The sequence below is a fragment of the Streptomyces sp. 3MP-14 genome, from assembly GCF_006334905.2.
Taxonomy (GTDB): domain Bacteria; phylum Actinomycetota; class Actinomycetes; order Streptomycetales; family Streptomycetaceae; genus Streptomyces; species Streptomyces triticirhizae.
In genome coordinates this window covers 257880-272428 of record NZ_VDLZ02000002.1, presented here as the reverse complement: position 1 = coordinate 272428, position 14549 = coordinate 257880, and the positions used below count along the sequence as shown (strand labels likewise).

At 74.5% G+C, this 14549-nt stretch carries 9 protein-coding genes; 6 read left to right on the top strand and 3 right to left on the bottom strand.

Annotated features, from left to right (window positions below; all coding sequences use genetic code 11):
• Positions 1-117: 117 nt before the first annotated feature.
• The 3 genes from FH609_RS03545 to FH609_RS03535 all read right to left on the bottom strand — a co-directional run bounded on the left by FH609_RS03545 (position 118) and on the right by FH609_RS03535 (position 5895).
• Positions 118-1227, bottom strand: a complete 1110-nt coding sequence (locus FH609_RS03545) for a DUF4037 domain-containing protein (protein WP_139673832.1) — start codon at positions 1225-1227, stop codon at positions 118-120.
• 101 nt (positions 1228-1328) lie between these two features.
• Positions 1329-2651 carry a purple acid phosphatase family protein gene (locus tag FH609_RS03540; RefSeq protein WP_226961370.1) on the bottom strand — a complete coding sequence of 441 codons (1323 nt, stop codon included), beginning with the start codon at positions 2649-2651 and terminating at the stop codon, positions 1329-1331.
• Positions 2652-2844: 193 nt separating this feature from the next.
• The gene (locus tag FH609_RS03535) at positions 2845-5895 is read right to left on the bottom strand and encodes an AfsR/SARP family transcriptional regulator (protein WP_193318089.1); all 3051 of its coding nucleotides are present in this window, start codon (positions 5893-5895) and stop codon (positions 2845-2847) included.
• A gap of 118 nt (positions 5896-6013) precedes the next feature.
• On the opposite strand from FH609_RS03535, the gene FH609_RS03530 reads away from it, so the two are divergent.
• From FH609_RS03530 to FH609_RS03505, 6 genes are all read left to right on the top strand, one after another.
• Positions 6014-7024 carry a LacI family DNA-binding transcriptional regulator gene (locus tag FH609_RS03530; protein WP_139673823.1) on the top strand — a complete coding sequence of 337 codons (1011 nt, stop codon included), beginning with the start codon at positions 6014-6016 and terminating at the stop codon, positions 7022-7024.
• Positions 7025-7280: 256 nt separating this feature from the next.
• Entirely contained in the window at positions 7281-8630 is a 1350-nt protein-coding gene (locus tag FH609_RS03525) for an ABC transporter substrate-binding protein (RefSeq protein WP_139673820.1), read from the top strand.
• 14 nt (positions 8631-8644) lie between these two features.
• Positions 8645-9604: a carbohydrate ABC transporter permease gene (locus FH609_RS03520; protein ID WP_139673817.1), complete on the top strand. Its 960-nt coding sequence runs from the start codon at positions 8645-8647 to the stop codon at positions 9602-9604.
• Positions 9605-9618: 14 nt separating this feature from the next.
• Positions 9619-10521, top strand: a complete 903-nt coding sequence (locus tag FH609_RS03515; protein ID WP_139673814.1) for a carbohydrate ABC transporter permease — start codon at positions 9619-9621, stop codon at positions 10519-10521.
• 72 nt (positions 10522-10593) lie between these two features.
• Entirely contained in the window at positions 10594-12759 is a 2166-nt protein-coding gene (locus FH609_RS03510) for a glycosyl hydrolase family 28-related protein (RefSeq protein ID WP_226961369.1), read from the top strand.
• Positions 12760-12847: 88 nt separating this feature from the next.
• Positions 12848-14536 (top strand): glycoside hydrolase family 13 protein, encoded by a 1689-nt coding sequence (locus tag FH609_RS03505; protein WP_139673811.1) that lies wholly within the window; start codon positions 12848-12850, stop codon positions 14534-14536.
• The last annotated feature ends 13 nt before the right edge of the window (positions 14537-14549 follow it).

Sequence of the window (14549 nt, the reverse complement as noted above, 5' to 3'; positions counted from 1 at the left end):
TCGCTGACCTGTGCCCGCGTCCCCGCGCCGGGCGCGGAAGTTAGGTTAGCCTAGGCTAAGTTAGCCTCGGATCGCCCGGCGGCGGGGTAACGGACCGGCATCGCCCGGGCAGCCGGCTCAGGGGCGTTCGCCGGCCAGCGCCCGGACGGTGGCGGTCAGCGCGTGCGGCTGGTGGATCAGGTCGGTGTTGTCGGCCCACTGGTCGACGCCGCCGGTCAGCGGCAGGGCGGTCAGGGTCGGGTCGGTGAGGGTGGCGGCCAGGGCCTCGGCGAAGCGCTCGGCGTGCAGCACCTGGAACGGGCGGCCGTGGTAGTTCCGCAAGCCGGGGTCGACCCGTGGCGCGAGGTCCGCCGCGTTCTGGAGCCGGGCGACCCGCTCCAGCGCCGCGCCCAACGCCCGTTCCCGCTCGGGGTGGTCGGGGGCGGCGAGCGCGCGGCGCAGCAGGGGCGACAGCTCCTCGGCCACGGGGAGTTGGGCGAAGGCGCTGCCCAGCCACTTGCTGTAGGGGGCGTAGCGGCGGGCGAGCAGCAGGCACAGCCGCATCAGGTCGCGGGCCAGCCGGGCGGCGACCACGGCGGAGCCGAGCGCGTCGCCCACCTCGGCGCAGCGGCCGACGAACGCCTCCTCCTGGGAGATCCGCTGCCACTGGCAGGCCAGCAGATAGCGCCAGACCTCGTCCGGGTACCAGGCCAGCCGCCGGCGGGCGGCGGTCAGCGCGCCCAAGCCGTCGTGGTAGACGGCGCCGCCGGTCGCCTCGGCGAGGCGCTGCTGGGGCAGCGCCAGCCAGTCGAGCGGGGTGAGCGGGTCGGCGGCGCCGGCCGGGCCCAACTGGCGGACCAGCCAGCCGTCCACGGTCTCGACGGCGACCCGGTGGTCGACCGGGCCCTCGGTCGGCGTCATCAGGCCGACGGGGTCGGATTCGGCCCGCACGAAGTGGGTCGGCCAGCCCCGGATCTCCTTGGGCAGTCGCTCGGCGAGGAACGGGCGGAAGCGCGGGCCGAGTTCGGCGGCGTCCTCGGGCGTGAGGAAGAGGTCGAGGCGCGGGCCCCACTCGTGGTCGGCGGAGCGGGCGGTGTCGAAGCCCAGCACCTCGGAGCCACCGCCGACGCGGGCGGCGGCGTGCGGCAGCCCGGGGCGGATCTCCTCCAGCAGCGGCAGGACGGCCTCCCGGTAGAGGATCTCGGAGAGTTGGAGGCCGGGGATGAAGTCGGCCTGGGGGGTGCTCATGGGGCCACTCTGGCCCGGGGGCCGGGGCGCGGGCCACCGCGTTTTCCCGCGCGCCGACCACATGCGCCGGCCCGCGCCCGTGGGGGCTCGTCCGGGCCGGCTCAGTCCTCGACGACCCGCTTGCCGTCGGCGTCGCGGAGCACGGTGAACGCGTCGACCACCGCGCCGTCCCCGGTCCGCGCCTCGTAGCGGAGGCGGTCGGCGGTGACGTCCACGACCTGGTAGGTCTGGGTGTCGCCGTGCTGGACGCGGGCCTCGGCGCCGGCGGCCGTCCAGTCGGCCGGGGTCGGCTCGTACATCTTGGGACCGGCGACCGAGACGACATAGGCGGGCCCGGTGGTGACGGCGGGGTCGTCGGTGCGGCGGTCGAGCAGGTTGCCCCGGCCGTAGGAGTGGTCGTGGCCCTGGAGCACCAGGTCCACGTCGTGCTCCTCCAGCACGTCGAGGAACGCCTCCCGCACCACCGCGCCGGTCCGGCCCTCGCTGTTGGCCATCACGGGCTGGTGCAGGGTGACCACGGTCCAGCGGTTGGGGTTGCCGCTCAACACCCGGTCCAGCCAGACCCGTTGGTCCTCCAGCCAGTCCACCACGTCGAACCAGGGCGCGTTGGTGTAGTTGCTGTTGAGCGAGACGAAGCGCACGCCCTGGTAGTCGGTGTAGTAGACGGTGCCGTCGAGGTCCTCGTCGTCCGGGCCGTTGCCGGCGCCGGGGAACTGGCGGGTCCAGTGGTCGGACAGCTCCCAGCCGTCGTACTCGTGGTTGCCCGGGGTGGCGATCTGCGGGTGGGTGGCGGTGTGCTGGGTGCCGAAGGCGGCGAACCACTCGGCCCACTCGGCGTCCGCGTTCGCGTTGTTGATCAGGTCGCCGGCGTGCACGGTGAGTTCGGCGTGCGGCACGTCCGCCTGAGCGGCGGCGACCAGGGGCGCGGCGCCCGTGGTGATGTCGTTCTGGATGTCGCCGAAGTAGAGGAACGTGAACGGGTCCCCGGCCGCGCCTGCGGTGCGGAAGGTGATCCAGTCGCTGAACGCGGCCCTGTCGCCCAGCCGGTAGCGGTAGGCGGTGTCGGGGCTCAGGCCGGTGAGGTCGGCGCGGTGGTGGTGGCCGCCGGCGACCTGGCCGGTGGGGGTGGCGGCGACGGTCGTGGTGGGGCCGCCGTCCGCCGGCTGGTACTCGACCACGGGCGCGGCCGAGGCGGCCGGGGTGCGCCAGGTCAGGGTCGCGGCGGTGTCGGGCGTCGCGGTCGGGGAGAGCACGATCCGGTCGAACGTCTCGTTCTGGGCGGCGTTCTCGGCGGCGGGCTGAGCGGCGTCCTGCGCCCGCGCCGGCGCGCCGGCCAGGCCGGCGAGCAGCAGCGCCGCGGTGGCGGGCAGCGCGAGCCGGCGGGCGCGGTGGGCGGCGGGGCGCGGGCGGGCGTTCGTCGACATGGTGAACTCCTCGGGACGGCGGAACGGAGCCGGCCCGGGCGGGCGCCGGGCGCGGCGTGGCTTCGCCGGGAGGCTTCCCGGGGCATCTGGCATGGGCATGAACGGTGGGGCGTGCGGCGGTGAACGGACGGCTGAGCGACGGGAGTTCGGCGGAGGGCGCCGCCGGCGGGCCGTTCACCGCCCCGCCGGCTGTTCACGGTTCGATGGCGGGCAGCCCCGGCCCGGCGGGCTCCTCGCCGGTCGCCGCGAGGCGGGCGGCGGCCTCCTCGGCCTGGGGCAGGCGGAGGCCGGCGGCCAGTTCCACCACCCGCCGCCAGTCCTCCCGGGCCCGGTCCCGCTCGCCGAGGGCGGCCCGCACGTCCCCCCGGGCGAGCCGGGCGGCGGCCACCTCGCGGCGGTGGTTCCCCTCGGTGGCCACCGCCACCGACTCGTCGAGGTGCGCGAGCGCCTCCCGGTGCCGGCCGACGGCGGCGAGGGCGGCGGCCCTCGACCTCAGGCAGTGGGCCAGGACGTCGGTCGCGCGCAGCGTGCGGAACAGCGCCACGGCCTCCTCCAGGAGGGACAGCGCCCGTTCGTGCTCGCCCCGCCGGTGGTGCAGGGCGCCGAGCGACCGCAGGCAGATCGCCTCCACCACGCGGAACCCGGTCTCGCGGGCGAGCGCCAGCGCCCGGTGCGCCTCCTCCCACGCCTCCTCGTCGCGGCCCAGGCCGATCAGGACGCGGACCAGCACGGCGCGGGCGTTGGCCTCGATGGGCCGGTCGTCGTGCGCGGCGCACACCTCGACGCCGGCGACCACGTGGTCCAGCGCCTCCCCGTACCGGCCCAGGTCCACCAGGTGCGCCGCGTGGTTGACCAGCAGCGCGCGCCGAAGCTGCCAACTGAGGCCGCTGCCGCTGGAGTCGAGGGCGCGGCGCGTCTGGCGCAGGGCCTCCCACAGGTCGCCCTCGGCGGTGTGGAGGATGCCCAGGTTGTTGAGCACCGCGCCGCGTTCCTCCGGCAGGCCGTGCTCCTCGTAGCCGGCCAGGGCGCGCCGGAGGTGGTCCAGCGCCGCCTCCTGCTGGCCGCCCACCGTGCTGAGGGCGGTGCCCAGGTGCCGTCGGGCGTGGGCCTCGGCCAGGGTGTCGCCCAGCGTCCGGGCCGCGCGCAGGGCCCGGGTCTGGAGGGTGACCCTCTCGTCCTTGAGGCCGCCGATGTCCTGGTAGCGCCAGACGGTCCGCGCCAGGAGGGTGACGAACTCGGGACCGCCGTGCCGACTGACCTCCATCAGGTTGTCCCGCTCGGCGTCCAGCCAACGGCGGGCCTGGTCGGGCGAGTTGAGCGCCGGGATCTCGGCGGGCGAGGCGGGGACCCCGGGCAGCCGGTCGGCCTCGAAGGGGGCGAACGTCGCCATCGCCAGCGCGGCCGCCGCCAGGTAGTAGCCGCACAGCCGGTCCAGGGCGGCGCGCCGCTCCTCCGGGGGATCGAGGGAGTCGGCCAGCTCGGCGGCGTAGGCGCGCAGCAGGTCGTGCGGCTGGTAGCGGCCAACGGGCGTGCGGTCCACCAGGGAGGCGCGGCGCAGCGCCTCCAGGGCCCGGTGGGTGCGGCGCCGGTCCTCGCCGGCCAGCGCGGCCAGGGCGTGCGCGTCGATGTCGTGCCCGGGGTGGGTGCCCAGCAGGCGGAACGCCCGCGCGGTCGCCGGGTCGAGCCGCTGGTAGGACCAGGAGAAGACGGCGCGGACGGCCGTGTGCGGGTCGCCCTCGACGTCGAGCGCGTGCAACGCCTCCTGGCGGCCGGCGAGTTCGTCGGCGAGGTCGGCGATGGCGCGGCCGGGCTGGGTGTCGATCAGTTCGGCCGCGACGCGCAGCGCCAGCGGCAGGCGGGCACAGCGTTCGATCAGCGCGTCGGTGGCCGGCGGGTCGGCCTCGGCGCGCTCGCCGACGAGTTCGGTCAGCAGGCGGCGGGCGTCGGCGAGCGGCGGGCGGTCCAGGTCGAGGCGGCGGGCGCCGTCCCTGGCGACGAGGCCGGCCAGCGACTCCCGGCTGGTGACCACGGTGACACAGGTCGGGGTGCCGGGCAGCAGGGGCCGCACCTGTTCGACGGTCCTGGCGTTGTCCAGCACCAGCAGCATCCGCCGCCCGTCGAGGAGGGAGCGGAGGTGCGCGGCGCGCTCGTCGAGGTGACGCGGGAGGCTCGGCGCGTCGCGGTCGAGGGCGCGCAGAAACCCGGCCAGGGCCTCCTCGGCCGTCAGCGGCCGGTCGGGCCCGTAGCCGCGCAGGTCGACGTGGAGCTGTCCGTCGGGGAAGCTGTCCCGCACCCGGTGCGCCCAGCGCACCGCGAGGGCCGTCTTGCCGACGCCGGCGGTGCCGGCCAGCACGGCGACGGCGGCCGGCCCGTCCAGCAGCTCGTCGAGCGCGGCGAGTTCGGGCTCGCGGCCGACGAAGTCGGCGATGTCCCTGGGGAGTTGGGCGGGCCGCACGGCCGGCGCCCGGGTGGCGGCGCACGGCGTCGGCTCCAGGGGCTCGCCGGCCAGCATCCTCCGCTCCAGCTCCTGGAGTTCGGGCCCGGGTTCGAGGCCGAGCTCGGTGACGATCAGCCGCCGCGCCGCGCGGTGCGCGGCCAGCGCCTCGTCGGTGCGGCCGGCCCGGTGGAGCGCGGTGACCAGCAGGGCGTGCGCGCGTTCCCGCAGCGGGTGGTCGCGGACCAGCTCGCGCAGCCGCCCGACGGTGGCGTGGCCGGCGCCCCGGGCCAACTCCGCCTGGCAGAGGGCCTCCTGGGCGGCGAGGCGGCGCTCCTCCAGCGCCCGCGCCCAGTCGGCGAGGGCGGGGACGTCGAGGTCGGCGAAGGGCCGGCCGCGCCACAGCCCGAGCGCCCGGCGCAGCAGCGCGGCGGCCCGCTCCGGCTCGCGCACCGCTACCTGCTCGGCCTCCTCGGTCAGCGCGGTGAAGCGGTCGACGTCCAACTCGCCCTTCGTGACGGTCAGTCGGTATCCCTCGGGCCCCCAGGACAGCCGCTCAGGCCCGCCCAGCGCGGCCCGCAGCCGGTGCACCTGGAGGTGCAGCCTGGTGCCGGCCCTGGGGTCGGCGTCCTCGCCCCACAGCAGGTCGATCAGGTGGTCGGCCGAGACCGGCTCGTTGGCCCGCGCCAGCAGCGCGCCCAGCAGCGTCCTGCGCAGCCGGCCCGTCACCAGCCGCCGTTCACCGTTCCGCCGGATCTCGACCGGCCCCAGCACCGCGAACTCCATGTCCCGCCCGTTCCGTTCGGCCATCTCGTTCGGCCATCGCCCCCAGTCTGACGGGTGGCGGGGTGGGCGGCGGACCGCGCGATGCGTCATTTTCTTGCGCTCTCGCTTCGATATTTTGCAGTGCCCGTTATAGAGTCCCACCGTGAAGCAACGACTCTCTCAGGTGGCCGCGTTCGCCGGTGTCAGCGAGGCGACGGTGCGCCGGGTGCTCAACGGGGCCCCCGATGTGATGCCCAGGACCAGGGACGCCGTGCTGACGGCGCTGGACGTGCACGGCTTCGAGCGGCCGGCGCGCTTCCGGCAGGGCCGGGCCCCGCTGGTGGGGCTGGTCATCCCCGAGTTGCTCAACCCGGTCTTCCCCGCGTTCGTCCAGGCGCTCTCCGGGCTGCTGAGCACGCACGGCCTGGTGCCGGTGCTCTGCAACCGCGCGCCGGACGGCGGGCCGGACGCGCACTCCATCAACCTGCTGCTCCAACAGCGCGTCGCGGGGCTGGTCTTCGTCGGCGCCAGCTACGCCGACATCGGCGAGGAGCAGGGGCGGCGGCTGCGCGAGGAGCGGATACCGCTGGTGCTGATCAACGCCGCCGACGAGAACCTGGACCTGGCCCAGGTCAACGTGGACGACGCGCTGGCCGCCGAGCAGGCCATGGCGCACCTGACCTCGCTCGGCCACCGGCGGATCGGCCTGATCCTGGGGCCGGTCGGCCATGTGCCAAGCGCGCTCAAGCTGCGCGGCTACGCGGCGTTCCAGGCCCGCAGGGGGCTGGGCAGCGACGACTGGCGGCCGTGGGTGGCGCACACCATCTTCTCGATGGAGGGCGGCTCGACCGTGCTGCCGCGCCTGGTGGACGCGGGCGTGACGGCGGTGGTCTGCGCCAGCGACGCGCTGGCGCTGGGCGCGATCCGGGCGGCTCGCCGGCGCGGGCTGCGCGTTCCCGAGGAGCTGTCGGTGGTGGGCTTCGACGACTCGCCCTTCCTGGTGGCGACCGATCCGCCGCTGACCACGGCGCGGCAGCCGGTGGCGACGATGGCGGCGGCCGCCGTCGCCTCGCTGGCCTCGCAGCTGGGCGGGCACGCCGCTGTCAGCGAACTGATGCTCTTCGAGCCGGAGTTGGTGGTGCGCTCCTCGACCGCCCCGCCGCCGGCCGGCTGAGCGGGGGCGCGCGGGCCGGGGAACGGGCGCCGGCCGGGGCCGGGGCCGTGGGCGGGTTGGGCCTCCCGGAACCCGCGCCAATCGTCGAGATCTTGCGCACGATGGTTGACTTCTTGCGTGGGGCGATTTTACTGTCGGGCTCGCCGTGAGGGCGCGGACGAACGATCCCGTCGCCGTCGCGGCCGTTCCCGGCGGACACCAGGGAAACCGCGCGCGGTTGACGCGGTGTCGCCTCCGTTCCCAGAAAGGCCCCGCCATGGTTGGCTCACACGTCCGTCGGTTCGCGGCACGGGGCACGGCGTGCGCGCTGGTCCTCGGCCTGACCGCCTGCGGCTCCTCGTCCTCCTCCGAGGAGGACGGGGTCGTCACCGTCAGCGTCAACGGGCTGCCGCCTGAGACCCAGGCGATCGACCGGCAGAACTTCGAGGACGACATAGCGGCCTTCGAGGCGGCGCACCCGGACATCCGGATCGACGCCCGCGAGGGGCTGATGGACCCGGAGACCTTCACCGCCAAGCTGGCGGGCGGGCAGCTGGAGGACGTCTTCTATGTCTACTTCACCGACCCGGCCGGCCTGATCGAGCGCGGTCAGGCGGCCGACATCACCGACTACCTCGACGAGTTCCCCGAACTGGCCGATGTGCGCCCCGAGTTGCTGGACGTCTTCCGCGACGAGGAGGGCCGCGCCTACGGCCTGCCCACCGGCAACTACTCGATGGGCCTGCTCTACAACCGCGAGCTGTTCCGCCGGGCCGGCCTCGACCCCGACCGGCCGCCGGAGACCTGGGACGAGGTGCGGGCCGCCGCCCGCGAGATCAGCGCGCTCGGCGACGACACCGTGGGCTTCGCCGACTACAGCAAGAACAACCAGGGCGGCTGGCATCTGACCGCGTGGATCTACTCGATGGGCGGCCGGGTCGCCGAGCGGGACGGAGACGGCTGGCGGGCGGCGTTCGACGACGCGGCCGGGCGGGCCGCGCTGGAGACGCTGCACGCGATGCGCTGGGAGGACGACAGCATGGGCACCCGGCAGCTGCTGGAGATCGCCGATGTCCAACGCATGATGGGCAGCGGCCAGTTGGGCATGTATCTGGCCGGACCCGACAACATCCCGACCATTGTCAAGCAGTTCGAGCGCGAGTACGAGGAGTTCGGGCTGACCGCGATGCCGGGCGAGGCCACCCTCGGCGGCGGCGACGGCTTCATGGTCAACCCCGACGCCTCGCCCGAGGAGATCAGGGCCGGGCTGACCTGGGTGCAGTGGAAGTACCTCAACCCGGAGCGCGAGGAGGAGATCACCCGGAACGGCGTCGAGGCCGGCATCCCCGTCGGGCTCCCCCAACCCGACCTGTGGCAGGGCGAGTCGCAGGAGGTCGTGGACGCGATCCACCGGGAGTACGCCAACGTTCCGCTGGAGAACTACCAGCCGTTCCTCGACCGCGCCGACGAGGTGGAGGTCCTGGTCGAGCCGCCCAACGCCCAGCAGATCTACACCGTGTTGGACGGCGTGATGCAGGCGGTGCTCACCGAGGAGAACGCCGACCTCGACGGTCTGCTGGGCGACGCGGCCGACCGCGTGGACGACATCCTCGCCACGGTGCGCTGAGGCGGTCGGACGCCATGACGGCACACACCACGACCCCGCCGCCGGCGCCCGTCGCCCCGCCCCGGGAACCCGCCGCCCGGCGCCGCGTTCCGCCGGGGCGCGGCGGGCGGTCGGCCGCCCTGCGCCGCAACCTGGCCGCCTACCTGTTCCTGGCCGGCGCCGTGGTCTGCTTCGCGCTGTTCTCCTGGTACCCGATCGTGCGCGGCTTCCTGCTGAGCTTCCAGCGGGTCACGTTCACCGGCGCGGACGAGTGGGTGGGCTGGGAGAACTTCCAACGCCTCCTCGACGACCCGCTGTTCGCGACCGCCTGGCGGAACACCGGCTACTTCACGCTGCTGGCGCTGGTCTTCGGCTTCGCCGCGCCGCTGCTGACCGCCGTGGTGCTCAACGAGCTGCGGCACGGGCGGGCGTTCCTGCGGATGGCGGTCTATCTGCCGGTGATGCTGCCGCCGATCGTCACGATGCTGCTGTGGCGCTGGATCTACGACCCGGGCCCCGGGCTGCTCAACAGCGCGCTGGAGGTGGTGCGGCTGCCGCCGCAGGCGTGGCTGGAGTCGGAGAACCTGGCGATGGTCTCCCTGGTGCTCGTCTCCACCTGGGCCAACATGGGCACCACGACGCTGATCTATCTGGCCGCGCTCAGCAACATCCCGGGCGAGCTGTACGAGGCGGCCCAGCTGGACGGCGCCTCGATCCGGCGGCGGCTGTGGCATGTGACGCTCCCCCAGCTGCGGTTCATCCTGTTGATCACCCTGCTGCTCCAGGTGCTCGGCACCATGCAGGTGTTCATCGAGCCGTTCGTCCTCACCGGCGGCGGGCCCGACGACGCCACGGTCACCGTCCTGCTGCTGCTCTACCGGTACGCGTTCGTCTACAACGACTTCGGGCTGGCCAGCGCCATGAGCACGGTGCTCTTCCTGGTGCTCGGCGTCTTCGCCGCCTGCTATCTGCGCCTGACCAGGACCCGAGGCTGAGGGGAACCGCACACATGGCCAACAAGCCCGGAGACCGCGACCCGTTGGTCCGCACCTTGGTCGCCCCCGCCGAGATGGCCGGCCGGACCGGACGGTGGATCTACCGCTTCGTGCTGACGCTGACCCTGGTCGGCTTCGTCCTCGCCTTCCTCTTCCCGCTGTACTGGATGGCCTCGGGCGCGCTGAAGTCGTCCGCCGAACTCGCCCGGTCCACGCCGACGTTGCTGCCGCGTTCCTGGCATCCGGAGAACTACGGCGAGGCGTGGTCCACGCTGGGCCTCGACCAGTACTTCTGGAACACGGTGGTGCTAGCCCTCGGCGCCTGGGCCTTCCAGCTGGTGTTCGCGGTGGCCGCCGCCTACGCGCTCTCCGCGCTGCGCCCGGTGCTGGGCAACGTGCTGCTCGGCATGATGCTGGCCACCCTGATGCTGCCGGTCTCCGCGCTGCTGGTGCCGACCTATCTGACGGTGGTGGACGTGCCGCTGCTGGGCGTCAACCTGATCAACACCCCGTTCGCCGTCTGGCTGCCGGCCTGCGCCAACGCGTTCAACATCTTCCTGCTCAAGCGGTTCTTCGACCAGATCCCCACCGAGCTGCTGGACTCGGCCCGGATGGACGGCGCCGGCAGCCTGCGGGTCCTGGTCTCGGTGGTGCTGCCGCTGTCCCGGCCGGTGCTGGCCGTGGTGTCGATCTTCGCGGTCGTCGGGGTCTGGAAGGACTTCCTGTGGCCGATGTTGGTACTGCCCGACCCGGCGCGCCAGCCCATCACGGTGGCGCTCAACGCGCTCGCCGCCGACATGCCCGTCAACCAGCTGCTCGCCGGCATGGTCATGGCCAGCGTCCCGCTGCTGGTGCTCTTTCTGATCTTCCAACGCCACATCGTCGCCGGGCTCACCGCCGGCAGCCTCAAGGGCTGACCCCGGCCGGCGCGTTCACCCTCCATCCCCCACAACGGCGGCCCCCGGCCGCCGCCAACCGAAGGGTTCCCCATGACACCCACCGCACCCCGGCGCGCCCCGCGCCGGCCGCGCCGCCACGTGCTCACGGCGCTCGGCGCCGCGGCGCTGGCGCCGGCCCTGGCGCTGACGCTCTGGCAGCCGGCCGGCTCGGCCGCCCCGCCCGAGGCGGCGCCGTCCGAGGCCGCCCCGTCCGAGGCCGCGCCGTCCGAGGCGGCAGCGCCGGCGGCGCCCGGCATGATCCCCGTCGCCGACGCGTTCCGCTCCGGCGGCGCCCAACCGGCCGCCGGGGCGGCCGCGTTGACCGGCTTCGCCGCCGAGGGCGCCCGCGCCGTGTTCACCGTGGCCGGCACCGAGGCGGGCGCCAGTGGGCTGACCGTGCACTACCGCACCCCGGGCGAGGCCGCGGCGACCGTCACGCTCCTGGCCAACGGCGCCGAGGTCGAGCGGCTGACCCTGCCCGGCACCGCCGGCGGCTGGGACACCCTGGAGACCGAGGTCCCCCTCCGCGCCGGCGTGAACACCGTGACGCTGCGCACCGAGTCCGGCGACAACGGCGCGTTCGAGCTGTCCGGCGTCACCGTCGCCGAGGCCGCGCCCGCGCCCACCCGGGGCGCCGCGCTGCCCTACACCGCCTACGAGGCGGAGGCCGGCAGCACGGACGGCACCGTCATCGGCCCGGACCGCACCTATCTGACCGTGCCCGCCGAGGCGTCCGGCCGGCAGGCCGTGGTGCTGGCGGAGACCGGCTCCCATGTCGAGTTCGAACTCACCGCGCCCGCCAACGCGTTGACCCTGCGCCACTCGCTGCCCGACAGCGCCGACGGCACCGGGACCGACGCCACGCTCAGCCTCTATGTGAACGGCGAGCACCACCGCGACCTGGAGCTGACCTCCGAGCACGCCTGGGTCTACGGCGCCTACCCCTACACCAACAACCCCGCCGACGGCTCTCCGCACCGCTTCTTCGACGACAGCCGGGTGCTGCTGGACGAGGAGTTGCCGGCCGGCACCGTGCTGCGGCTCCAGAAGGACGCCGAGGACACCGCCGCCTCCTACACCATCGACCTGCTGGAGGCCGAGACCGCGCCCGGGCCGGCCGCGATGCCCGACGGCTTCGTCGACGCCACCGAGCGCGGCGTCACCCCGGACGACGGCAGCGACGACACCGCCGCCCTCAACGAGGCGCTGGCGCAGGCGAGTTCCGAGGGGCTCGGGCTGTGGCTGCCGCCCGGCGCCTACGACATCTCCGACCATGTCAACCTGACCGGCGCCACCCTGCGCGGCGCCGGCGAGTGGCACACCGTGCTGCGCGGCAGCGAGGGGCGCGGCGGCTTCTTCGGCCGGGGCGGCACCAGCGTGGTGCAGGACCTCACCCTCGACGGCGACGCGACGGTCCGCGACGACGCCGGCGACCATGCCGCGTTCGAGGGCGACTTCGGCAGCGGCTCGACGCTCCAGAACGTCTGGATCGAGCACAGCAAGGTCGGCCTGTGGATTCAGTCCCCCACCGACGGGCTGCTGGCCACCGGGCTGCGCATCCGCGACACCTACGCCGACGGCGTCAACCTGCACCGGGGCACCGCCAACACCGAGGTGACGCACTCCAGCGTCCGCAACACCGGCGACGACGCGCTGGCCATGTGGTCGGAGTCCGAGGCGGTCAGCGACAGCGCGTTCCGCTTCAACACCGTGCAGGTGCCGCTGCTGGGCAACGCCGTCGGCATCTACGGCGGGCACGCCAACGGCGTCGAGGACAACGTGCTGGCCGACACCGTGACCGCCTCGGCCGGCATCGCGATCAGCACCCGCTTCGCGCCCGTCCCGTTCAGCGGCACCACCTCGGTGCAGCGCAACACCCTGCTGCGCACGGGTGGTTACGAACCCAACTGGAACAGCGCCTTCGGCGCGCTGTGGATCTACGCCGACACCTCCGACATCACCGCGCCCGTGGTGGTCAACGACCTGGAGATCGTGGACAGCACCTACAGCGGCATCCTGGTCTCCTGGCAGCGCACGGTCACCGGACTGTCCGTCTCCGATGTGGAGATCACCGGCACCGGCCGGTTCGGCATCGAGATCAACGCGGCCGGCTCCGGGACGTTCTCCGGGGTGCGGGTCAGCGGCGCCGCCGAGGGCGGCCTCGACCTGACCGGCGGCTTCACCGTGGAGCGCGGCGAGGGCAACTCCGGCTGGTAGGCCGGCCGTTCGTCCCTCGCGCCGGTGCCCCGCCCGCGACGGGCGGGGCACCCCCCTGACCGCACCCTTCCTCCAAGGAGTCCCGCACGTGACCAGCCCCGCGCAGCCCGCCGTCTCGCCCTCGCCCGCACCCGCACCGGCGCCCGCGCCCTGGTGGCGGACCGCCGCGATCTACCAGATCTATGTCCGCAGCTTCGCCGACGGCAACGGCGACGGGGTCGGCGACCTCCGGGGCATCGCCGAGCGGCTGCCCTATCTGCGGGACCTCGGCGTGGACGCGCTGTGGCTGACGCCCTGGTATGTCTCGCCGATGGCCGACGCCGGCTACGACGTCGCCGACTACCGCGACATCGACCCGCTCTTCGGCGACCTCGCCGAGGCGGAGGCGCTGCTGGCGGCGGCCCACGCGCAGGGCCTACGGGTGCTCGTGGACCTGGTGCCCAACCACTGCTCCGACCAACACCCGTGGTTCCGCGAGGCGTTGGCCGGCGGGCCCGGCTCGGCGGCGCGCGGGCTGTTCTGGTTCCTTCCGGGGCGCGGACCCGAAGGGGCGCTGCCGCCCAACGACTGGGTCTCCTACTTCGGCGGGCCCGCCTGGAGCCGGATCACCGAGCCGGACGGCAGCCCGGGCCCCTGGTACCTGCACATGTTCGCGCCGGAACAGCCCGACCTGAACTGGGAACACCCCCGGGTGCGGGCCGAGTTCGAGGACATACTCCGCTTCTGGCTGGACCGGGGCGCGGACGGCTTCCGGGTGGACGTCGCGCACGGCCTGGCGAAGAAGCCGGGCCTGCCCGACGTCGGCCCCGATCCCGACGTGACGGACCTGCCGTACCAGGACGTCGCCGGCGTGCACCGCATCTACCGCGACTGGCGCCGGATCGTCGCCGGCTACCCGGGGGAACGGGTGCTGGTGGGCGAGGTGTGGCTGCCCTCGCCGGCCCAGTTCGCCCGCTATCTGCGGCCCGACGAGCTGCACTCGGCGTTCAACTTCGACTTCCTGTGCGCCCCCTGGGAGCCGGCCGCGCTGCGCCGCGTCATCGAGGAGACGTTCGCGGCCCACGCGCCGGTGGGCGCGCCGCCCACCTGGGTGCTCTCCAACCACGACACCATCCGCCATGTCACCCGCTACGGCCGCGCCGACACCTCGTTCGACATGGGCGACAAGCGGCTGGGCGACCCGAGCGACGAACGGCTGGGCCGGCGGCGGGCCCGGGCTGCGGCGCTGCTGACGCTGGCGCTGCCGGGCGGGGTCTATGTGTACCAGGGCGACGAGTTGGGGCTGCCGGAGGTGGCCGACCTGCCGGACGAGGTGCTTCAGGACCCGACGTTCGTCCGCTCGGGCGGCGCCGACCGGGGGCGGGACGGCTGCCGGGTGCCGCTGCCGTGGGCGGCGGAGGCGCCGGCGTTCGGCTTCTCGCCGCCGGACGCGCGCGCCGAGCCGTGGCTGCCGCAGCCGGCGGGCTGGGCGGCGCTGGCGGTGGACGCCCAACGGGCCGACCCCGACTCGACGTTGTCCCTCTATCGGGCGGCGCTGGCGCTGCGGCGGGAGCGGCTGCGCGGGCTGCCGGAGACGCTGCGCTGGGTGCCGGCGGGCCCTGACAAGCTGTGCTTCGACCGGGTGGGGGCGCTGCGGTGCCTGGTCAACCTGGGCGAGGCGCCGGTGCCGCTGCCGGCCGGCGCCGAGGTGCTGCTGGCCAGCGGGCCGCTGGCCGGGACGGCGAACGGCGGGCGGGCCGTTCCTTCGGACACCGCCGTCTGGCTGGCGCCGGCCTGAGCGGGGTCGCGGG